At 58.6% G+C, this 20,430-nt stretch carries 20 protein-coding genes; 7 read left to right on the top strand and 13 right to left on the bottom strand.

What is annotated here, in order from left to right; genetic code table 11:
• Positions 1-3: 3 nt before the first annotated feature.
• The 6 genes from ACIQJ2_RS17815 to fabD all read right to left on the bottom strand — a co-directional run bounded on the left by ACIQJ2_RS17815 (position 4) and on the right by fabD (position 6,033).
• A complete protein-coding gene (locus ACIQJ2_RS17815) occupies positions 4-891 on the bottom strand; it encodes a YicC/YloC family endoribonuclease (RefSeq protein WP_199150834.1) in 888 nt (295 codons plus the stop codon).
• A 109-nt stretch (positions 892-1,000) separates the two neighbouring features.
• Positions 1,001-2,212, bottom strand: a complete 1,212-nt coding sequence (mltG, locus tag ACIQJ2_RS17810; RefSeq protein WP_199150835.1) for an endolytic transglycosylase MltG — start codon at positions 2,210-2,212, stop codon at positions 1,001-1,003.
• Between the two features lie 216 nt (positions 2,213-2,428).
• Positions 2,429-3,691 (bottom strand): beta-ketoacyl-ACP synthase II, encoded by a 1,263-nt coding sequence (gene fabF, locus ACIQJ2_RS17805; RefSeq protein ID WP_400667123.1) that lies wholly within the window; start codon positions 3,689-3,691, stop codon positions 2,429-2,431.
• A 114-nt stretch (positions 3,692-3,805) separates the two neighbouring features.
• Positions 3,806-4,042 carry an acyl carrier protein gene (locus tag ACIQJ2_RS17800; protein ID WP_004122114.1) on the bottom strand — a complete coding sequence of 79 codons (237 nt, stop codon included), beginning with the start codon at positions 4,040-4,042 and terminating at the stop codon, positions 3,806-3,808.
• Positions 4,043-4,327: 285 nt separating this feature from the next.
• A complete protein-coding gene (fabG, locus tag ACIQJ2_RS17795; RefSeq protein ID WP_199088337.1) occupies positions 4,328-5,065 on the bottom strand; it encodes a 3-oxoacyl-[acyl-carrier-protein] reductase in 738 nt (245 codons plus the stop codon).
• A gap of 23 nt (positions 5,066-5,088) precedes the next feature.
• Positions 5,089-6,033 carry an ACP S-malonyltransferase gene (gene fabD / locus ACIQJ2_RS17790; RefSeq protein ID WP_400667127.1) on the bottom strand — a complete coding sequence of 315 codons (945 nt, stop codon included), beginning with the start codon at positions 6,031-6,033 and terminating at the stop codon, positions 5,089-5,091.
• A 195-nt stretch (positions 6,034-6,228) separates the two neighbouring features.
• Between fabD and ACIQJ2_RS17785 the strand changes: the two genes are divergently transcribed.
• Positions 6,229-7,272 (top strand): aldo/keto reductase, encoded by a 1,044-nt coding sequence (locus ACIQJ2_RS17785; protein WP_400667129.1) that lies wholly within the window; start codon positions 6,229-6,231, stop codon positions 7,270-7,272.
• Between the two features lie 49 nt (positions 7,273-7,321).
• Here ACIQJ2_RS17785 and ACIQJ2_RS17780 read toward each other — a convergent pair whose 3' ends face one another.
• The 3 genes from ACIQJ2_RS17780 to ACIQJ2_RS17770 all read right to left on the bottom strand — a co-directional run bounded on the left by ACIQJ2_RS17780 (position 7,322) and on the right by ACIQJ2_RS17770 (position 10,321).
• Positions 7,322-8,536: a hypothetical protein gene (locus tag ACIQJ2_RS17780; protein WP_199150839.1), complete on the bottom strand. Its 1,215-nt coding sequence runs from the start codon at positions 8,534-8,536 to the stop codon at positions 7,322-7,324.
• 137 nt (positions 8,537-8,673) lie between these two features.
• On the bottom strand, positions 8,674-9,420 hold the full coding sequence (locus ACIQJ2_RS17775; RefSeq protein WP_400667737.1) for a histidine phosphatase family protein: 747 nt from the start codon (positions 9,418-9,420) through the stop codon (positions 8,674-8,676).
• Between the two features lie 220 nt (positions 9,421-9,640).
• Positions 9,641-10,321: a hypothetical protein gene (locus tag ACIQJ2_RS17770; RefSeq protein ID WP_400667132.1), complete on the bottom strand. Its 681-nt coding sequence runs from the start codon at positions 10,319-10,321 to the stop codon at positions 9,641-9,643.
• Positions 10,322-10,750: 429 nt separating this feature from the next.
• Between ACIQJ2_RS17770 and rpsF the strand changes: the two genes are divergently transcribed.
• The 4 genes from rpsF to rplI all read left to right on the top strand — a co-directional run bounded on the left by rpsF (position 10,751) and on the right by rplI (position 13,200).
• The gene (gene rpsF / locus ACIQJ2_RS17765; RefSeq protein WP_028753379.1) at positions 10,751-11,197 is read left to right on the top strand and encodes a 30S ribosomal protein S6; all 447 of its coding nucleotides are present in this window, start codon (positions 10,751-10,753) and stop codon (positions 11,195-11,197) included.
• A gap of 12 nt (positions 11,198-11,209) precedes the next feature.
• Positions 11,210-11,458 (top strand): 30S ribosomal protein S18, encoded by a 249-nt coding sequence (gene rpsR / locus ACIQJ2_RS17760; RefSeq protein ID WP_004122103.1) that lies wholly within the window; start codon positions 11,210-11,212, stop codon positions 11,456-11,458.
• A gap of 163 nt (positions 11,459-11,621) precedes the next feature.
• On the top strand, positions 11,622-12,602 hold the full coding sequence (locus ACIQJ2_RS17755; protein ID WP_400667135.1) for a DUF2232 domain-containing protein: 981 nt from the start codon (positions 11,622-11,624) through the stop codon (positions 12,600-12,602).
• Between the two features lie 19 nt (positions 12,603-12,621).
• The gene (rplI, locus tag ACIQJ2_RS17750; protein WP_199150718.1) at positions 12,622-13,200 is read left to right on the top strand and encodes a 50S ribosomal protein L9; all 579 of its coding nucleotides are present in this window, start codon (positions 12,622-12,624) and stop codon (positions 13,198-13,200) included.
• Between the two features lie 95 nt (positions 13,201-13,295).
• Here rplI and ACIQJ2_RS17745 read toward each other — a convergent pair whose 3' ends face one another.
• From ACIQJ2_RS17745 to ACIQJ2_RS17735, 3 genes are read right to left on the bottom strand one after another with little or no spacing between them, the layout of a single operon-like run.
• Positions 13,296-14,363, bottom strand: coding sequence for an HlyD family secretion protein (locus ACIQJ2_RS17745; protein ID WP_199150719.1), 1,068 nt, complete (start codon positions 14,361-14,363; stop codon positions 13,296-13,298).
• Between the two features lie 17 nt (positions 14,364-14,380).
• On the bottom strand, positions 14,381-16,027 hold the full coding sequence (locus ACIQJ2_RS17740) for an MFS transporter (RefSeq protein ID WP_400667138.1): 1,647 nt from the start codon (positions 16,025-16,027) through the stop codon (positions 14,381-14,383).
• Between the two features lie 8 nt (positions 16,028-16,035).
• Positions 16,036-16,479: a MarR family transcriptional regulator gene (locus ACIQJ2_RS17735; protein ID WP_199150721.1), complete on the bottom strand. Its 444-nt coding sequence runs from the start codon at positions 16,477-16,479 to the stop codon at positions 16,036-16,038.
• Between the two features lie 349 nt (positions 16,480-16,828).
• Here ACIQJ2_RS17735 and ACIQJ2_RS17730 point away from each other — a divergent pair, with 349 nt between their 5' ends.
• Both ACIQJ2_RS17730 and alr read left to right on the top strand, forming a co-directional pair.
• Positions 16,829-18,325 (top strand): replicative DNA helicase, encoded by a 1,497-nt coding sequence (locus ACIQJ2_RS17730; protein ID WP_092851542.1) that lies wholly within the window; start codon positions 16,829-16,831, stop codon positions 18,323-18,325.
• Between the two features lie 205 nt (positions 18,326-18,530).
• Entirely contained in the window at positions 18,531-19,694 is a 1,164-nt protein-coding gene (gene alr / locus ACIQJ2_RS17725; RefSeq protein WP_400667140.1) for an alanine racemase, read from the top strand.
• Positions 19,695-19,753: 59 nt separating this feature from the next.
• Here the strand turns inward: alr and ACIQJ2_RS17720 are convergent, their stop codons facing one another.
• Positions 19,754-20,389, bottom strand: a complete 636-nt coding sequence (locus tag ACIQJ2_RS17720; protein WP_199150723.1) for a LysE family translocator — start codon at positions 20,387-20,389, stop codon at positions 19,754-19,756.
• Positions 20,390-20,430: the final 41 nt, after the last annotated feature.

Here is a 20,430-nt window from a genome sequence, read left to right as displayed (position 1 = left end):
GGCCTACTCCAAATTCTGGACCTGTTCGCGGAACTGGTCGATGACCACCTTCAGCTCGATACCGGCAGCGGTCACCGCTGCTGCATTCGACTTGGAACAGATGGTATTCGATTCCCGGTTAAATTCCTGTGCAAGAAAATCGAGCTTGCGGCCGACTGGCCCGCCCTTCGAAATAAGATCGCGCGCTGCCGCCACATGAGCCTTCAGGCGATCAACCTCTTCGCGAAGATCGGCCTTGGTGGCAAGAAGTGCGGCTTCTGCATGAAGCCTGTCGCGGTCAAGACCAGACGATCCCTCAAGAAGCATCGCGACCTGTGCAGCCAGCCGCGTTGCGATTTCCTGTGGCGAGCGCGAGGGATCGCGCTCCACTGTGTTCGTCAGGGCCTCAATCGTAGCGACCTGGCCGAGCAAGACCTGACCGAGTGCCTGCCCTTCCCGGCCCCGCATGTCGCGAAGATCGGCAAGAGCTGCCGTCAGGCCGGCCATGATATCGGCGTCGCGTGCGGCAAGCGTTTCTTCGCTTTCCTCAGCTTCCTTGAATTCCACCAGACCACGAACCGCCATGAGGCTATCCAGCCGCAATGGCGCGGGATCGATGACACCGGCGAGCTGGTCCCGCAAGGCGAGTACGGCTGCCAGCGCATCCTGGTTCACGACGACCTCGACGCGGCTATCCTCGACCGATAGCGACAGCCCGACCTGGAGATTGCCGCGGGAGAACCGATCGGAGATCAACTTGCGAACATCGGTCTCCAGTCGCTCCAGCCCTTGCGGTAGGCGCAACCGGACATCCAGTCCCTTGCCGTTTACGGACCGCAACTCCCATGCCCAGCGACCACGCCCGCTCGTTCCCTCACGCCGGGCAAAACCGGTCATGGACTGCAATGCCATGCAAGCCTCCGAAAATTCCTATCCCCTATCCGTCGAAAATCATCGGATTACGGATCAATGTAAAGTGAAACCGCGCCATGGGCTTCACGGAAGCCATGGCGCAACAAGATCAGTTGGTCTTCTTCTTCTGCTGGGCACCAGAGCCAGGGGCAGTCGTGCCGTCGTCCGGCTGTCCGTCGACAGCAATGGAACTTGGGTCTTCGCCCTTTTCAGCAACGAGCTTGCGCCAGCGCTTGACGTTGGCATTGTGCTCTTCCAGCGTCGCTGCGAACACATGGCCGCCGGTGCCGTCGGCGACGAAATAGAGATCCTGCGTCTTCCACGGATTGGCGACGGCTTCAAGCGCATCCTTTCCGGGATTTGCGATCGGCGTCGGCGGCAGACCCTTGATGATGTAGGTGTTATAAGGCGTCTCTTTCTTCAGGTCCGACTGATAGATCGGACGATCAGAAGGCTTTCCTTCACCGCCGAAGAGACCGTAGATGATGGTCGGATCCGACTGCAGACGCATGCCCTTGCCAAGACGGTTGAGGAAAACCGAGGCAACGTGAGCACGCTCATCCGCAAGGCCGGTTTCCTTTTCGACGATGGAAGCGAGCGTCACGAAATCCTGCGTGTTCGCCAGCTGCAGGTTCGGATCGCGCTTGCTCCATATCTGCTCAACCAGCTTTTTCTGTGCACCTGCCATCTGATCGACGATTTCGGTGCGCTTGGTGCCGCGCGTGAATTTGTAGGTATCGGGCCTGAGGCTTCCCTCGGGCGGCAGCGCCGAGGGCAAATCGCCTTCCAGCACGGTATCGGCCTGCAGCTTGTTGAAGATCTGTCGGACGGTCAGCCCCTCAGGCAAAGTCACCGAATAAAGGATGGACTTGCCTGATTTCAGCAACTCCATGATGTCCTTCATGGAGGCACCCGCCTTGATCTCGTACTCACCGTTCCGCAGCGTTTCGCCATGCAGATAGGTGGTCGTCAGCCAACGGAAGATACGCTGATCGCTGATGATGTTGTTTGATTCCAGGCGATTGGCGATCTCGTTCAGGCCGGCGCCGTTGCGCACGATGAAGTTCGTGTTTGTCGTCAACGGACCCGGGCTCTGATAGACCGAGAAGGCATAATAGGTGCCTGCAACTGCTGCGACGACAACGAAAACCACCAAAGTCATCAGAAAATTCAGGAAGATGACCATCTGGCTGCGGGCTTTGCGGGAACGCTTCGGCGGATCCGGAACACGCTCCGGACGCAGGGCTTCATTTGCCGATTTGGGTATGATCGGCCCCTTCTGCCCGTTCGGAGTTCCGTTGCTCTGGTTCGTATCGCTCACCGGCAATCCCTTCCTTTTCTAGTTGCCTGCTCTTTGGCCAAGCAATGCGGCAAAAAACAGGTTTAGAAGATAAGGCGGAGCCCGCAGAGGCTCCGACTTAGACCGATCAGACATTACCGCGATGCATCATTGCGATGGATGCAAGTCCGGTAACATTCGAGAACGGCGCGCAGGCTTGCCGAAGAACACTCCCGCTTTCGCAGTTACGAGCCGTTATTATGCCTCATAACGGCGCAGGACAAGCGACGCATTGGTGCCGCCGAAGCCAAAGGAATTCGACAGCGCGACATTTACGTCCCGCTTGCGAGCCTTGTGCGGAACGAGATCGATGGCGGTCTCGCGTTCCGGATTGTCCAGATTGAGCGTCGGTGGAACGATGTTGTCGCGAATGGCAAGCGTCGCGAAGATCGCCTCGATTGCGCCTGCGGCACCGAGCAGATGGCCCGTGGCAGACTTGGTAGACGACATCGAAATCCGCGATGCGGCATCACCGACCAACCGCTCGACGGCGCCGAGTTCGATCGTGTCGGCCATGGTCGAGGTGCCGTGGGCGTTGATATAGTCGATATCAGCCGGCGTCAGCCCGGCGCGCTTCAGCGCTGACGTCATGCAACGGAATGCGCCTTCGCCATCTTCCGACGGAGCGGTGATATGGTGAGCATCGCCGGAAAGACCGTAGCCGACGACTTCGGCGTAGATCTTGGCGCCGCGCGCCTTAGCGTGCTCCAGCTCTTCCAGCACGACGATACCGGCGCCCTCACCCATGACGAAGCCGTCACGATCGCGATCATAGGGGCGCGAAGCCTTTTGCGGAGTATCGTTGAAGTCGGTCGAGAGCGCCTTGCAGGCGGCAAAGCCGGCGAGCGAGATACGGCAGACCGGAGCTTCGGCGCCACCTGCCACCATAACATCGGCGTCGCCGAGTATGATCAACCGGGCTGCATCGCCAATGGCATGGGCGCCCGTGGAGCATGCGGTGACGACCGCATGGTTCGGGCCGCGCAGCTTGTGGCGGATGGAGACCTGGCCGGACACGAGATTGATGAGGCGTCCGGGGATGAAGAACGGCGAGATGCGGCGCGGACCTTTGTCACGCAGCGTATAGCCGGCTTCGACGATACCTTCGAGACCGCCGATACCGGAGCCGATCATGACGCCCGTTGCGATCTGATCCTCGTCCGTTTTGGGATGCCAGCCGGCATCGGCCAACGCCATGTCGGCGGCTGCCATGCCGTAAATGATGAAAGGGTCGACCTTGCGCTGCTCTTTCGGCTCCATCCAGTCGTCGGCATTGAATGTGCCGTCGGTGCCGTCGCCAACCGGAATGCGGCAAGCAATCTTTGCAGCGAGGTCTTCGACCTCGAATTCGGTCACGAGGCGTGCACCATTATGGCCGGCGATCAAACGCGACCAAGACACCTCGGTGCCGCAGCCCAAAGGTGATACCATGCCGGTACCCGTGATAACGACACGTCTCATCGCCCGCAGACCCCCGTCTTTTTATGATGATATGCGTGTAAATATGCTTCGTCCGGCTTAGCAGGACGAAATAGGGCGGACTCTGCAGCCCGCCCCTTCAAAAAGCGCAGAAGATTAGGCCTGAGCCTTCTCAATGAACTTTACCGCGTCGCCGACCGTCAGAATCGAGTCAGCAGCGTCGTCCGGAATTTCAACGCCGAATTCTTCTTCGAAAGCCATGACCAGTTCGACCGTGTCGAGCGAGTCCGCACCCAGATCGTCGATGAAGCTTGCGCTTTCAACAACCTTGTCGGCGTCAACGCCAAGATGATCAACAACAATTTTCTTTACGCGTTCTGCGATATCGCTCATGTCGGTTTCCTCGACCTTATATCCTGATCAGAATGCCCTGTGACATCCCTACCTATTCAAACCTGCAGCATCTGTCCTGACGCCGCTGGCAAACTCGTTCAACCCGTCATTGAGATCCGGTCCAGCGCCTTGAATGCGGCCCAGTCCGTCTGCATTTTCCGGACGACTGTTCACAGTCATGGCCCGCTTAACACGGTTTAAGTCCGTCGCAAAGCCAGAAAATAGCCGGCTCCGGGTTGCTCAACATGCTATTGGAGGGAAAGTTCCCTCCCAATAGCAATTCCTTTAGATCATAGCCATGCCGCCGTTGACATGGATCGTCTGACCCGTGACGTAGCTGGCTTCCGAAGAAGCGAGATAGGCAACAGCGGAAGCGACTTCCGCACCCGTGCCCATGCGCTTCATGGGAATGGCTCCCATGATGGCTTCCTTCTGCTTGTCGTTCAGCTTGCCCGTCATCGCGCTTTCGATAAAGCCCGGAGCAACGCAGTTGACCGTGACGTTGCGGGTAGCGATTTCCTGGGCCAGCGACTTGGTGAAGCCGACCATGCCGGCCTTGGAGGCACAGTAGTTGGCCTGGCCGGGATTGCCCGTCACACCGACGACGGAGGTGATGTTGATGATGCGGCCATAGCGGCGGCGCATCATCGGATGGGTCAACTCGCGCGTCAGGCGGAAGACGGCAGTGAGGTTCACTTCCAGAACGGCATCCCAGTCGTCGTCGCTCATACGCACGAAGAGGCCGTCCTTGGTGATGCCGGCATTGTTGACGAGAATATCGACGCCGCCGAGTTCCTCTTCCGCCTTGACGCCAAGCGCCTTCACCTCGTCGCGATCCGACAGGTTGGCCGGGAAGATCTTGACGCGATCGCCCAGTTCGGACGCCAGCGTCTCCAGCTTTTCGACACGCGTGCCATGCAGGCCGACGATGGCGCCCTGCTTGTGCAGCAGCCGGGCGATTTCTTCGCCGATGCCGCCGGATGCGCCGGTTACCAGGGCCTTGCGGCCGGTCAAATCAAGCATGTGTTTCCCTCGCTTCTAGATTTTCAGCCGAGCAATGCGGCAAGCGCCGTGTCGATATCGGCAGCATTGTTGACGGCAATGCCGTTGACCGACTTGTCGATGCGGCGGGCCAGGCCCGTCAGCACCTTGCCGGCGCCGATCTCGTACAATGTCGTGACATCGTTGGCGGCAAACCATTCCACCGTCTCGCGCCAACGCACCTGGCCGGTGACCTGTTCGACCAGCAGCCTGGCAATCTCGTCGGCATTCGTGACCGGAGCCGCCTTGACGTTGGCAATGACAGGCACGACCGGATTGTTCTTGGCGACGCCGGCGAGCGCTTCGCGCATCGCTTCGGCAGCCGGGGCCATCAGCGCGGAATGGAAAGGCGCGGAGACCGGCAGCAAAATGGCGCGCTTGGCACCCTTGGCGGTCGCAAGCTCGGCAGCCTTCTCGACCGCGGCCTTCTCGCCGGAAATGACGATCTGACCGCCGCCATTGTCGTTGGCGATCTGACAGGCGCCCAGCGCAGATGCTTCCGCACAGACGGCGACGACATCGGCATGTTCGAGGCCGATGATCGCGGCCATGGCGCCGACGCCGACGGGAACAGCCGCCTGCATGGCGTTGCCGCGAATACGGAGAAGCCGCGCCGTGTCGCCAAGCGAGAAGGTTCCGGCGGCGCAGAGCGCGGAATATTCGCCGAGCGAATGACCGGCCACATAGGCGACCTTGCTCTTCAGATCGAGGCCACGTGCCTGCAGAACGCGGATGACCGCCATCGACACAGCCATCAGCGCCGGCTGAGCATTGGCGGTCAACGTCAGCTTGTCTTCCGGGCCATTAAAGATGACGTCGGAGAGCTTTTCACCGAGCGCTTCATCGACCTCTTCGAAGACGGCGCGCGCCTCGGCGAAATTGTCGGCAAGATCCTTGCCCATACCGACGGCTTGGCTGCCCTGGCCGGGAAATGTGAAAGCAACAGTCATTATAAAGCGTCCTTTTGGGGGTCGTTTTGCTTCCCAATGACATTGTTTGCGGTGGAGTCAATAGCGCAAGTCCCGGAGCCACAAGCTTTTGCGCTTGCGAAACAGAATGATTTTCTTCTTGCGCTTGCTCAATTCGAGCCTAAATTCCCCCGATCCCCTCCCTCAGGTTTTTCTGCCGTTTTCCAAGGTTTTCCCATGAAATATAACAATTTAGGCCGCACTGATATTTCCGTCTCGCAGATCTGTCTGGGCACGATGACCTGGGGCACGCAGAATAGCGAAGCCGAGGCGCATGAGCAGATGGATTATGCCGTCAGCAAGGGCATCAATTTCTTCGACACCGCCGAAATGTACCCGACGACACCAGTCGGTCCCGAGACACAAGGGCGCACGGAAGAATATATCGGCACTTGGTTCGAGAAGACCGGCAAGCGGAAGGACATCGTGCTCGCCACCAAGGTCGCGGGTCCCGGCCGCGAATATCTGCGAGGGGGACAGGGGCCGGATGCCGCCAACATCAATGCAGCCGTTGACGCCAGCCTGAAGCGGCTGAAGACCGATTACATCGACCTCTATCAGGTTCACTGGCCAAACCGCGGCCATTTCCATTTCCGCCAGAACTGGCGCTACAACCCCTTCAATCAGGATCGCGAGAAGGCAATCGCCGATATCACCGAGATCCTCGAGACGATGGGCACGCTGGTGAAGGCCGGCAAGATCCGCGCCATCGGCCTCTCGAACGAGACGACATGGGGCATCCAGAAACATCTGACGATTTCAGAGCAAAAAGGCCTGCCGCGCGTCGCCACCACGCAGAACGAATACAATCTGCTCTACCGGCACTTCGACCTCGATCTGGCCGAACTGTCGCATCACGAGGATGTCGGGCTGCTCGCTTACTCGCCGCTCGCGGGCGGTATCCTCTCAGGCAAGTATGTCGGCGGCGCACGCCCTGCGGGCTCGCGCGGCTCGATCAACACGGATATTGGCGGGCGCCTGCAGCCGCTGCAGGAACCGCCGGTCAAGGCCTACCTCGAAATATCAGCCAAGCACGGCATCGATCCCTCCAAACTGGCACTCGCCTACTGCCTGACCAAGCCCTTCATGACCTCGGCCATCATCGGCGCAACGACGATGGCGCAGCTCGAGACCGATATCGCGTCAGCTTATGTCACGCTTCCGGCGGAGGCCTTGGCCGAGATCGAGCAGGTGCACCGGAAGTATCCGATGCCGATGTGAAGAGTGTGCCGATAGGGCTCAAAACCAATAAGCGGGCAAGTTTGCCCGCTTACTCGGCTGTTGCGGTAGAAGCGCTGCAGCAGATTTCTCGAACGTAATTATTGCCATAAGTAACGAAGGCGGTCGGAGGGATGCTTTTGGTGTTAATTAACGGCTGAAATACGAGGGAATCAATGTTCCCCCCATACGTGCCCACAATCGTGACAGCATAACGCCCCTGTGCGGTTAAATGAACTGCCATTGGAATAAATGACCGCTTGGCTAGGGATATTGCGGCCTCTAAAGACTTTTCGGTGGTTATTTCAATGTATCGTTTCCCGAACTGATTTTCTTCAAACTCACGCACCCACACCGAAGGCTGCCGCATATAACCGGTCTTTTTGCCGATTGACACGCGATACCAGTCGCCAATGTTCTTCATGATCTGCAACTCGCTTCCATTCGCAAAAGCCGCAATCGTCTTGGAGCGCATATCCCGACTGGTCTTTAATAAGGCCGACCCACTATCATCTTGAACGATACCGCTTCTTGGAACAGGAACTTGCAGAAGTGGCGGCTCCTCATTCAGCGTCTTTACCGCTTTGCGTCCATCAGCAATCGGTGCCTGAGCTTCACCAGACGGCGATTTGACATCAGATTCATGAACCTCTTGGAACGACACCGTCGTCACCCGAAACTGTGTCATTTCGCTCGATGACAAATAACGAATATCATTGCTATCGTATTTGAGGGCAAGCTGCAGCAAAAGAGGATCGACGCCCATTTCGCTCATGTAGGAAATCACGTCGGCGGTTTGCTGTTGGACGGCCGCAACGGCATGCTCGACACTCATTCCACTGGTGTCTGCGAACGAGGATTTGTGAACGCCGATTGCGCCCGGCTCGGCATACCGAGTTACCCCGCCAAGAAATGACAAGGAACAAGCCGAGGCGCATTCCGAGCCTCGCGCAGCCACGGTTTGGAGGCCCAGAGATCGGATCAGACGACCAAACTCCATGGCCTTGTATACGTTTCCGCCGCCACTAAAGAAACTAACGGAGTATGCATGGCTGGAAAGAACTTTATCGCGAAATATGGCCAAGTCATCGTCAGCTTCGAACTGACCGCTTACCATGATAAACTTAGAACCATCTTTCAAGTTTTGAACTTCGTAACTCAGTCTCGCTGTTGCACCCTGAGCAACAAGGGTAAGGCCCAAAGCAAGACCTGCCATGGTAAAGCTTTTTCTCGTTACTTTCACAACCAAGCCCCCGACATCTGCCAAGTCATGATTTTCATAGGTCCAATCATTTCACAAGTCATGATTGCAGCGCGTATTTCAAAAGTTGCGCGGGATTAAGCTTGGCACGGTGCATAGGCCTCTAACACCGCCACGAATGTCCGATAGACCGCTGCAAGCAGTTATTGCTCCGCCTTTGGCGTGATCGCCAATTCCGAACCATAAGCCTCCTTCAGCTCCTCCTGCCCTTTCACCCGATCCACGGACTTGTGAAGCAGCGTCGAACTATAGCCTTTTGCACTCCGCCCCTCGATCAAGGTCACGTCGGCATTTCCCGGATTGTCCGATTGCTCGAACCAGTCGACCGGATGGTGGAGGAAATTCATCTCGAAGGCGCGGTTGGTCACGCCATGGCCGACGATGATGACATTATTCTTGCCGTTTTCGGCATCGTGCATGACGGTCTGCAGGAACAGGCGTACGCGCTGGGCGACGTCGGCGCGGCTTTCTCCATCCGGCGGCCGCGCATAAAACTTGCCGTTATTATTGCGCAGCCTCGCCCATTTCTCGAATTCGTCAGGGAATTTCCGCTTCTGTTCGGCATGATCGTAGATTTCGGTGAAGAGGCCGAAATCCTGTTCGCGCAACAGATAGTCCTCCCTGACGTCGTCGATCAGGTCGGCCGGCAAAACTTCAAGCAGCGCATCCTTGCTCTGCCTTGTCCTTAGAAAGGGTGAATACCAGACGTTCAGCTTGCGCAATTCCGCATTCGGCAAGCCTTTGAGATAAGTCGCGATTGCCTGGCCAGCCCGCAGCACCTGCCGGTGCCCCCATTCGGTCAACGGAACATTGTGATCACCGAACTGCCGGTAGGCGCGGTCATCGATATTGCCCAGGGATTCGCCATGTCGGACGAGAAAGATGCGCATGAATGGTCCGTATTGGCCGGAATTGATGGAGAGTATCATGACGGTAGCGTAACCGGCAGGCAATTCGAGTGTAGGAGCCGGTATTCGGCCGATACCCAAGCCATTTCCAGGGAATTTTGAACGCCAAGCGCCAGTTTGCCGTGCCCAACACGCAGCTCTGAACGGTCATTGCTCAGCAATCATCGCCGCCCGCTCGCGTTTTCTTCCCATCCGCCCAGCATTAGCGCCTGCCGCACTCCCAGCGCGGCACCACTGAAAAATATTCCTTTTCGAAGGTTGGCAATAGGCTCAGGGCTGTCTCGGCTGTTTCCACCGTTATCAAGCTGGGATCACTTTCGTCGCCGGCCAAATCCCCGGAGATCAATATTTGCAGTCCGTCCCTCAAGTCCCTTGGCAAATAGGGGGTGATCACCTCGATATTCGCAATGACACTGCGCCGCGCTTCATCGGGTGTGAAATCATCCAGGAGATGTTCGAGATCGGCGGCGCTTTCCACCAGTTTGCTGAAAATGAAGCTTTCGAACGAAGGCATTTCCACCGCGCTTTGCGCTTTATCATGCCAGACCAATCCGGCTCCGATCCCGCCATTGGCCATCGGCATCAGGCAATAGGCATCGCCTGCTCCGGATATTGCAAACGGTAGAAATCTCCGCCCGTTCTGAAAGGTCGGGTTCAGCCAAATTTCGACAATTTGGAGGGCCTTGTCGACACTGATCCATTCCAGATCATAGACACAAGAAAGAATTGGCTGCGCATTCAAAGTGTAGTCGCGCCAATTCAGTTTCCAGTCTGCCTGGTCCCTGCCATAGTCTGTTTTACCCTCCTCGAGCAGCCTGCTGAGGATCGGCGGGAGGGTTATGCCGCATTGGGCAGATAGCGTTTCGAAGGTCGGTTCAGCCACTTGTGTCATCTCCAGCTCCGATTGCGGCTTGCAATTTCATGCACGACATTTGCCGCGCCGCAGAATAATGAGTTTCAAGACCGCCACAAGGCTCGCCGGGTGGCATACGCTTCGTTGGCCGTCGCCAATGCTCCAATAACGGTTCGGGCGTCTAAATCGTCCAATTCCCCCGTGCCCCTTGCCTTTCGCGCAAAAATCCGTATAAGCCGCCCTGTTCGCAACCCGGTCTTCTGGCTGGTGGCTGAACGGAGGGCCGGTTTTCCGAGAGGGGAATCGTTCGGAACGGAAGTGTTCCAGCCTCCCGTGTCTCCGCTCTCGACCGTCTCGGAAACGCTTTTCTTGCTTGGGGTTACCCCTCTCAGGAGCAGTCGTTGAGGCTTAGCCGCCGAATACCGGGTTCAGACCAACGCAAGAAAGGCAAAGCTATCCATGGCTCTTTACGAACATGTATTCCTTGCCCGACAGGATATTTCCGCTCAGCAGGTCGACGCCCTCGTAGAACAGTACAAGGGTGTTATCGAAGCTAACGGCGGTAAAGTCGGGCGTATCGAAAACTGGGGCCTCAAGTCCCTCACCTACCGCATCAAGAAGAACCGCAAGGCTCACTACGCCCTGATGGACATCGATGCTCCGGCCGCTGCGATCCAGGAAATGGAACGCCAGATGCGCATCAGCGAAGACGTCCTGCGTTACATGACGATCGCTGTCGAGAAGCACGAAGAAGGCCCGTCTGCCATGATGCAGAAGCGCGACCGTGACGACCGTCCGCGTCGTGACGGCGACCGTCCGGAGCGCAGCTTCGGCGATCGTGGTCCGCGCCCGGATCGTGGTGACCGCGAAGACCGTCCGCGCCGTCCGCGCGAAGACCGCGTATAAGGAGATTTGAGAATGTCTGAAGTTTCCTCCGCACCGGTCCGTCGTCCGTTCCATCGCCGCCGCAAGACCTGCCCGTTCTCGGGCGCCAATGCGCCGCGCATCGACTACAAGGACGTTCGTCTCCTGCAGCGCTACATTTCCGAGCGCGGCAAGATCGTTCCTTCCCGCATCACGGCCGTTTCTCAGAAGAAGCAGCGCGAACTCGCCCAGGCGATCAAGCGCGCCCGTTTCCTCGGCCTGCTGCCCTACGTCGTCGCTTAATAGCACCTGACGCAGAATGAATAAGGGGAAGGCAGCAATGCCTTCCTTTCTCCCTTTCGCGATGGGCGCGAATCGGAACCTTGAAACCCCATGTTGGGGACGGTTTTCTGGCTCGAGTGCCGAAAGCATCCTCTAACTGCTCGATATGAAGCAGGACAGCGACGTGAAAAAGTTGAACGCAAAAGAGCTTGGCATCGGCGCACTCGCCGGTCTGACCGCCGCCTTACTCGTGTATGGCGCGACGCTTCAGCCGTTGCTGTTTATCCTTTTCGGCGCGCTTTCCGCTCTTCCCATCCTGATCGTCGGCCTCGGCTGGGGCAATGTAGCCGTCATCACGGCCGTCGTGGCCGCCGGCATTGTCGGCACAGTTGTGCAGTCGATGTATTTCGGGATGTTTGCCATCGTGCTGGCGCTGATTCCGGCGTGGCTCAGCCATCTTGCCAATCTGGCACGGCCAGCATCCGAACTTGGCGGCCCGGACCACCTGATGGCTTGGTATCCGCTCTCCGACATCATGCTGCATCTATGCGCCGCTTCCGCCGTCGTTATCATCATCGCCGGCGCGGTCATGGGCTACAACGCCGATCTCGTCAGCCAAGTGGTGGACGTTTACGTCAAGGTCATGAGCCAGCAGCAACCGACGCTCGACCTCGATCCGGTGGCAATCGCGAAGACCAAGATGCTCATGCTCTATGCGATCCCGATCGCCTGGGGCATGATCTGGGTCATGATGATGCTGGCCGCCTATTATGTGGCCGCGCGCATCGTTGCCGCCTCGAAGCACAATCTCCGCCCGCGCGAGGATATCCCCTCGTCGCTGCGCATGAACCGCAACGCGATCTTCGTCTTCCTAGCGGCAATCGTGGTCATCTTCTTCGGTGGCGTGCTGGCGCTTATTGCCGCCGCCGTGCTCGGCGCCTTCGGCGCGGGCTTCATCGTTTCCGGCTTCGCGTCACTGCATTATCGCACGCGTGGCAAGGACTGGCGCATTCCGGTGCTGGTGCTTTGCTACCTCGCGTCCTTCCTGCTGACGCTGCCGCTCTTCATCATCCTTGTTCTCGGCCTCTACGATACCCGCAAGGCGATATCGCTGACCCCGCACAAGAATGCCGATACATCCAAACCAACTGACACGAAAATCTGACATCGAAAGGAACAAGAAAATGGAAGTCATTCTTCTCGAACGTATCTCCAAGCTCGGCCAGATGGGCGAAACCGTAAAGGTTCGCGACGGCTTTGCTCGTAACTACCTGCTGCCGCTCGGCAAGGCGCTGCGCGCCAACGCCGCCAACAAGGCCCGTTTCGAAGCCGAGCGCTCGACGCTCGAAGCTCGTAACCTGGAGCGCAAGAGCGAAGCCCAGAAGGTTGCCGACGTTCTCGCCGGCAAGTCCTTCATCGTCGTTCGCTCGGCTGGCGAAACCGGCCAGCTCTACGGTTCGGTCGCTGCTCGTGACGTCGTTGAAATCCTCGCAGCCGAAGGCTTCAACATCGGCCGCAGCCAGGTTCACCTGAACACGCCGATCAAGGCTATTGGCCTGCACGACGTTGCCATCGCTCTTCATGCCGAAGTCGAAATCAAGGTCGAGCTGAACGTTGCCCGTTCCGCTGAAGAAGCCGAGCGTCAGTCCAAGGGTGAAACCCTCACCTCTGCCGACGCCATCTACGGCATCGACGAAGACGCTCTGCGTCCGGAAGACTTCTTCGATCCGGAAGCTGACGGCAACGCCGAAGACGAAGCTTGATTTTCAAGCTTTCGCACAGTTGCGAATGAAGAAGCCTGGGTCTAACGACCCAGGCTTTTTTTTATTACGGACGGAGAATGAAGCGTATCTTTCGGTCAGTCGCCAGTCTTGGCCTCCGGCAGCGGGGCCGAGTCCTTGTCGATCGAGACGAGAACGGACATGCCGGGCGCCAGTTCGTCCGCCAGGGGCTGACCATCCTCGATCTTGATCCTGACGCCGAGGCGCTGGGCAACCTTGGTGAAATTCCCCGTGGCATTGTCGGGTTTGATGACAGCGAATTCCGAGCCCGCCGCCGGCGAGAAGCGCTGAATACGGCCCTTGATCTCGCGATGTCCGAGCGCATCGACGGAGATGGTGGCCGGCTGGTCCAGCTTCATGCCATCAAGCTGCGTTTCCTTGAAATTGGCAATGACCCAGACGTCCTTCGGCACGAGGCCCATAAGCTGCGTGCCTGATGTCACATACTGGCCGAGGCGAACGCCGACCTCTCCGACACGCCCGTCCTGAGGCGCCCGGATCGTCGTGTTGTCCAGATCTATATCGGCAAGCTGTACCGCGGCCTCGGCACCGCTGACACCCGCCTCAAGCGAAGCACGATTGACGATGATGGTGGTCAGGTTCTGCTGGGAGACGTCGAGCGCAGCCTTCGCCTGATTGACCGCGGCTTGCGCCTGCTGCAGCGTTGCCTGCGCCTGTTCGGAATCGCTTGTCGTCGATACGCCTTTGGCGACCAGCGTCGTCACGCGGTCGGCGGCAAGCTGGGCACGCTTCAGCGCGGCATTGGCGCTATCGATCTGCGCCTGGCTGGAGACGATGCCGGCCTTGGCCGCCTGTTCCTGCTGCTGCGAATTCGCGAGTGCAGCCTTTTGCCCGGCAAGCGTCGCGCGCGCCTGCGCCACCTTCTGTTTGTAGATGCGGTCGTCGATCTGTGCGAGCACGTCGCCTTCCTTGACGAGCTTATAGTCCTTGATCGGCACTTCGGTGATATAGCCGCTGACCTGCGGGCTGATGGTGGTGACATAGCCTTTGACATAGGCGTCGTCGGTGGTCTCGACGGAGGTTTTGAAGGGCGGCAGATGCCAGGCATACAGCACCAGCATGACGCCGCCGATGCCGGCCAGAACCGCGATGACTTCGATTGGGGAGCGAACGAGCCTCGACATGGAGCTACTTCATATCCTCATGGGTTTGTTGTCACGACCTGCGACCGATCTTCCGCAAGCCTGGTTCTGACAAAGCGATAAATGACATGGATGGTGAGCCCGACCAGCGACAGAAAGGCGATCGCTGCAGCAACAAGGAATGCGTCGCCATAGGCAAGCATATTGGCCTCTCGGCTCACCTGTGTACTGAGCAGCGCCAGCCCCTCTCCTTTCAGAAGTGCGCTATCGCCGATCACCTTGCCATAGGAGGCTGAAAGCTGGCTGACGCGGTCGGCCACATGCGGGTCGGTCAGCAGTACGCGCTCGGTCAGCACTGCCGAATGGAACTTCTCGCGAATGATAATGAGCGTGCCGTAGAAGGCCGAGCCGATGAGGCCGCCGATGCTCTGCGTGAAGGTGAAAACGACGAAGAAGGTCACCAGATAAGGCGGCCCTTTGGATATCGCTGCCTTGAAGCCCTCGGACATGGAGGGTGGCAGGAACAGCGCAGCGCCGGCCGCGACAAGCGCCTGGCTGAGATACATCTGCTCCGGCCGCGTCAGGTTCGTGACCTGCGCATCCATCAAGCAACCTACACCCATCAGGATGAGCGCGACGAACTGGATCTGCCAGGTGAAGCCGTAGCTCATGAAGACGGTACAGATAAGCCCGCCGATGATCGAAAATGCCAGGATGATCCAGTACAACATGGAGAGCTGATCGTAGAGCAACCCCACGGCGCTCTGATAGAAGGTCATGACGACATAAGTCTGCTCGGCGGCAATGAGACGAAAAATCAGCAGGATCGCCGTCAGATGCAGGATTTCCGGCCGCAGGAGCCAGCGCACGTCGATCAGCGGTGTCGACCGTCGGAGGTCGACGACAATGGCGGCGGTGATCGACGCGATGCCGAGCGCCAGCACGATGCCGAGCCAGGGCACCTCCAGCCACCAATAGAGGCGGCCGACCGAGAGAACGACAGCCAGACAGCCGAAACCGATCGCGACTAGCATATAGCTGAAGATATCGCCGAGAACGATGACCTTGACGCGCGGCGGCGGCGTCAACGGCAGGAGATAGATGATCGGCATCACGAGCAGCGCCAGCGCCATCTCGAGCGTATAGAGACCACGCCACTCGCCATAATCGAGAAGCGACGGTGACACGAGGCGGGTGATGGGGGCGGCGAGCAACGTATTCGTCATCGCCAGACTGACGCCGACGGTCATTTTCTTCGCCGGCTCGAAGGCTTCCAGCATGTAGAGGAAGCCGAGCGTCGAGAGTGGCGCGCCGGCGATGCCGCTCAAGAAACGGACGACGATTGCCGAATGCAGATCCGAAACGAAGAGGTTGAGCAACGAGGCGAGCACGAAGCCGAGAATGCTGACCTCGGCAAAATTGCGCACTCCATATTGCAGGCGGATTTTCACCAATGCGATGGCGAGACTGACATTGGGCGCCATATAGGCGGCCGAGAGCCATGCGGATTCGGTAGTTGTTGCCGCGATGGTTCCCTGAATCTGGGTGAGATTGGCAAAAGCAAGATTGAGACCCAGGCCCTGGGTCAAAAAGAACATGACGGATGCCGCAATATAGAGCGGCACTTTCCAGCCCGGCATAGGCGGCGAAGCGGGGGGGACGGCGTTGGCTTCCGTGTTGGCGACCGAACCCGGATCACCGCTCATACGCTACCTCATGATTTACCCACGTTCTGGACGTTGGCCGTCATCGCGCGGATAACCTTGAGCGCTACGCCGATATCCTCGTCCGAAATTCCTTCCAAGATATCCGCACGCACACCGGTGGCAAGAGCCTCGACCTCGGCGGCAACGACTTTTCCGGATTCGGTCATAAAGATCTGCTTGGCACGGCGGTCGGACTGGGCCGGGCGGCGCTCGATGAAATTCTGCGCCTCCATGGCATCGAGGATGCGCACGAGCGTTGGCGTCTCAAGCTCCAACTCGTCGGCAAGCTCCCTCTGGTTGATCCCATCCCTGCGTGAGAGCTTGCGAAAAACCCGGGCGCGAGACAGCGTCATGCCGTGTTCGCGAACAAGCGCGTCAAACGCGGCCCTCAGCTTGCGATTGAATGCAAAAAGATCGTCGAAAAGTTCTTGTCTTGATGGCGTTCCGGACATTATTGCAACTTTATACTATTAGCACCCTACCCTAAATCATAGGAAATAAACAGATTTTCACGATTTTTCAAGCGCGATGGCCGCAACAGCTAATGCACACCTTGAAAGACCCCGCTAAAATGATCCCCACGAATAAGCTGCCTATGTGATTCGTGTGTCGATCCTTGCGTTGCAAAGTGGCCACAAGAAATTTTTTATGGGGCGAAAATCTGTCCCTGTGGACGAGTGGAACAACGTTGATAGACCGGACCGATTTGTAACGCTCCACATGCTCATGCGTTTGCGCTGTTGACCGTGACAACGGATCGTCGCAAACCAGTCGATATCCTAAAGCACGAAGAGATGGAAAATGAACGAAGCTGCGCGCAAGCTCGCCGCCATTGCTCCCGCCGAACAGCACTACCGCGAAGCGCCCAACAATATCGAGGCGGAACAGGCTCTGCTCGGCGCCATCCTCGTCAATAACGATGCCTATTATCGCGTCTCCGACTTCCTGAAGCCGATCCACCTCTATGAGCCGTTGCATCGGAAGATCTTCGAAGTCGCCGGCGACATCATCCGCATGGGCAAGACGGCCAATCCCGTGACCATCAAGAGCTTCGTGCCAGCGGACGAGAAGGTCGGCGACATGACGGTCGCGCAGTATCTCGCTCGCCTCGCCGTCGAAGCAGTGTCGATCATCAATGCGGAAGACTATGGACGCGCCATCTACGACCTGGCGCTGCGCCGGGCGTTGATCACCATCGGCGAGGATATGGTCAACATCGCCTTTGATGCGCCGCTCGACATGCCGCCGCAGACACAGATCGAAGATACCGAACGCCGGCTGTTCGAACTTGCGGAAAACGGCCGCTATGACGGCGGCTTCCAGGCATTCAACGACGCGGTGGCACTGGCGATCGACATGGCGGCGGTCGCCAAAGAACGCGACGGCGGCCTTTCGGGTATTTCCACCGGCATCCACTCGCTGGACAGCAAGATGGGTGGCCTGCAACGCTCCGACTTGATCGTCCTTGCGGGCCGTCCCGGCATGGGCAAGACCTCGCTCGCCACCAATATCGCCTATAATATCGCCGCCTCGTTCGAAGGCGAAGTGCAGGCAGACGGCTCCACCAAGGCAAAGAACGGCGGCGTCGTCGGCTTCTATTCGCTCGAAATGTCGTCGGAGCAGCTCGCCACCCGTATCATCTCAGAGCAGACGGAAGTCTCCTCGTCGAAAATCCGCCGCGGCGACATCAACGACGCTGATTTCGAGAAGCTGGTCGCATGCTCGATGATGATGCAGAAGGTGCCGCTCTATATCGACCAGACCGGTGGTATCTCGATCGCGCAATTGTCAGCGCGCGCTCGCCGTCTGAAGCGGCAGCGGGGCCTCGACGTGCTGGTGGTCGACTACGTTCAGCTGATGACCGGCTCGGGAAAATCGAACGAGAACCGCGTCCAGGAAATCACCCAGATCACCACCGGCCTGAAAGCGCTCGGCAAGGAGCTGAACGTTCCGATCATCGCGCTCTCCCAGCTCTCGCGTGCCGTCGAAAGCCGCGAAGACAAGCGGCCGCAGCTTTCCGACCTTCGTGAATCCGGCTCCATCGAGCAGGACGCCGACGTCGTGCTCTTCGTGTTCCGCGAGGAATACTACGTAAAGAATGCCGAGCCGCGCGATATCAACGACCCTAAGTACGCCGAATGGGAAGCCCAGTTCGAGCGCGTGAAGGGTACGGCCGATGTGATCATCGCCAAGCAGCGCCATGGACCTACAGGCACCGTGAGACTTGCATTCCAGTCGGAATTCACCCGCTTCGCAGATCTCGCCGATTCCTCGTTCATTCAATACGAAGAACACTGACGAAGGCGCTTCGCGGCGCATATGTGCGCCGCAGCACTTTTTCTTTTCATAGATGACCACTATCCTGGCCGGAGTGACAGTAGAGCGCCGTACTTCCTTTCGGAAGCACAACGGCCGCTCCACCTATTTGAATCTACGCATCAGGCTTGCAGATTTTCGCCAAGCTGATGCGTAGCTCCGGCCATTTCTTCGTTAAGGCGGCTCCATGACAGACAATTTCGATGACAATGACGCTTTCGCTTCCGCCGGCCTGCGGTTGACGGTCGATCTCGGCGCTCTTGTCGAAAACTGGCGCGACATGGCTCATCGTTCGGGAAGAGCCCGCACCGCCGCCGTCGTCAAGGCCGACGCTTATGGCCTCGGCATCGAGGATGTCGGCGAGACCCTTTATTCGGCCGGCGCCCGCGATTTCTTCGTCGCTACGGCGGATGAAGGCGCGACCTTGCGCCTCTATGCACCTGAAGCACGGATCTTCGTGCTCTGCGGCATCTGGCCAGGCATGGAACGGACATTCTTCGATAACGATCTCGTTCCCGTCATCGCCTCGGAAGAGCAGCTGACCTTCTGGATGTCGGTGCTTTCAGAATATGGCGACTATCCCTGCGCCCTGCAGGTCGACACGGGCTTCAATCGGCTGGGTCTGCCCATGGAAGACGCGATCGCGCTCGCCAACGACGTCTCCCGCCCGGCAAGCTTCGCACCGGTGCTCGTGATGAGCCACCTTGCCTGTGGAGACGACCCAACCAACGCGATGAACCAGCAGCAGCTGGACGCCTTCCGCAAGGTCAGCACCGCCTTCGAAGGCATCGAGGCGAGCCTTGCCAATTCGGCCGGTATCCTTCTCGGGCCGGAATATCATTTCGATCTCACCCGCCCCGGTATCGCCACTTACGGCGGCGAGGCCATACCCGGCATCGCCAATCCGATGCGCCCGGTGGCAACCGCGGAGGCCCGGATCATCCAGACCCGCTCCGTCAAAGCGGGGGAAACGGTGGGCTACGGCCGCGCGCTTCGGTTGACGCGCGACAGCCGGTTGGCGATCGTCTCTGCCGGTTATGCTGATGGTTACATGCGCAGCCTATCGAGCGCCGGCGTGCCGCTGCGCCAGACGGACGTGGTTGCCGGCCATGGCTTCATTGCCGGACACAAGGTCCCGGTTGCCGGTCGCATCACCATGGACCTCACGATCTTCGATGTGACCGATCTGCCGGAAAATCTGGTCCGTGCCGGCGACTATATCGAACTCTTCGGCAGCAATGTCCTGGTTGACGATGCGGCCCGATCCGCCGGCACGATCGGCTACGAGATGCTGACGAGCATGGGTCTCAGGCACGAGCGGCGGTATATCTCGGAAGAGATCGAAGAATAGCCCGATATTGGCGCATCTCCGCAACAGTGGAAACTCCTGCTCACTTTGCGGTCGGCGCTTCAGCGAGCGCTGATTGCCAAGCGAACGCCAAGCGCGACGAGCAAAGTGCCAAGCCCGCGATCGAGCCAAAGCCCAAGGTTGCGATTGCGCCGGAGAGCCGCTGTCAGGCGGCTGCCGAGCAGGACGAGCGGCGGCTCGACAAAGGCAGCAACGGCGATAATCAGGCTGCCGTGCAGCAGTAGCTGTGCCCAAACCGGGCCTGCGCCTTCGACGACGAATTGCGGCAGGAAGGCAAGAAAGAAGATCGCGACCTTCGGATTGAGCAGAGAAACGAGAATGCCCTGCCGATAGATGCGACCCGAGGACTGCGCCTTGCCGGCTTCCTTGATCCAGCCGCCCTCACCCCTGGAGCGAAGCGCCTGTATGCCGAGCCAGATCAGATAGGCGGCGCCGATCCACTTGATGGCAGAGAAAGCGAGCGCCGAGGCAGCCAGGATCGCCGACAGCCCCGCCGCAGCCATCAGCACATGCAGGCAAGCGCCGCTCCAGATCCCGAACAGGGCCGCAAAACCGGAACGCATACCGCTTCTGATCGTATGACCGAGAATGAAGGCGATATCCGGCCCCGGCGACAAATTGAGGAGGATTGCTGCGGTCAGAAAGGCAATCCAGTGGGCCAGCGAATAGTCGAACATCGGTCACCATCCTAAAAAAGGCTGGCATAAAGGCTCGCACG

Origin of the sequence: Rhizobium sp. NPDC092011, assembly GCF_044756305.1 — a bacterium.
In the GTDB taxonomy this organism is placed as follows: Bacteria; Pseudomonadota; Alphaproteobacteria; order Rhizobiales; family Rhizobiaceae; genus Rhizobium.
The sequence above is the reverse complement of the archived record's forward strand: the minus strand, read 5'-3'. Positions and strand labels throughout refer to the sequence as shown.

Excerpts from the sequence above, each read along its gene's own strand:
- ACIQJ2_RS17815 (WP_199150834.1), bottom strand. The coding sequence starts at position 891 with ATGGCATTGCAGTCCATGACCGGTTTTGCCCGGCGTGAGGGAACGAGC.
- fabF (WP_400667123.1), bottom strand. The coding sequence starts at position 3,691 with ATGAGACGTGTCGTTATCACGGGTACCGGCATGGTATCACCTTTGGGC.
- ACIQJ2_RS17800 (WP_004122114.1), bottom strand. The coding sequence starts at position 4,042 with ATGAGCGATATCGCAGAACGCGTAAAGAAAATTGTTGTTGATCATCTT.
- fabG (WP_199088337.1), bottom strand. The coding sequence starts at position 5,065 with ATGCTTGATTTGACCGGCCGCAAGGCCCTGGTAACCGGCGCATCCGGC.
- fabD (WP_400667127.1), bottom strand. The coding sequence starts at position 6,033 with ATGACTGTTGCTTTCACATTTCCCGGCCAGGGCAGCCAAGCCGTCGGT.
- ACIQJ2_RS17785 (WP_400667129.1), top strand. The coding sequence starts at position 6,229 with ATGAAATATAACAATTTAGGCCGCACTGATATTTCCGTCTCGCAGATC.
- ACIQJ2_RS17775 (WP_400667737.1), bottom strand. The coding sequence starts at position 9,420 with ATGCGCATCTTTCTCGTCCGACATGGCGAATCCCTGGGCAATATCGAT.
- rpsF (WP_028753379.1), top strand. The coding sequence starts at position 10,751 with ATGGCTCTTTACGAACATGTATTCCTTGCCCGACAGGATATTTCCGCT.
- rpsR (WP_004122103.1), top strand. The coding sequence starts at position 11,210 with ATGTCTGAAGTTTCCTCCGCACCGGTCCGTCGTCCGTTCCATCGCCGC.
- rplI (WP_199150718.1), top strand. The coding sequence starts at position 12,622 with ATGGAAGTCATTCTTCTCGAACGTATCTCCAAGCTCGGCCAGATGGGC.
- ACIQJ2_RS17745 (WP_199150719.1), bottom strand. The coding sequence starts at position 14,363 with ATGTCGAGGCTCGTTCGCTCCCCAATCGAAGTCATCGCGGTTCTGGCC.
- ACIQJ2_RS17740 (WP_400667138.1), bottom strand. The coding sequence starts at position 16,027 with ATGAGCGGTGATCCGGGTTCGGTCGCCAACACGGAAGCCAACGCCGTC.
- ACIQJ2_RS17735 (WP_199150721.1), bottom strand. The coding sequence starts at position 16,479 with ATGTCCGGAACGCCATCAAGACAAGAACTTTTCGACGATCTTTTTGCA.
- ACIQJ2_RS17730 (WP_092851542.1), top strand. The coding sequence starts at position 16,829 with ATGAACGAAGCTGCGCGCAAGCTCGCCGCCATTGCTCCCGCCGAACAG.
- alr (WP_400667140.1), top strand. The coding sequence starts at position 18,531 with ATGACAGACAATTTCGATGACAATGACGCTTTCGCTTCCGCCGGCCTG.
- ACIQJ2_RS17720 (WP_199150723.1), bottom strand. The coding sequence starts at position 20,389 with ATGTTCGACTATTCGCTGGCCCACTGGATTGCCTTTCTGACCGCAGCA.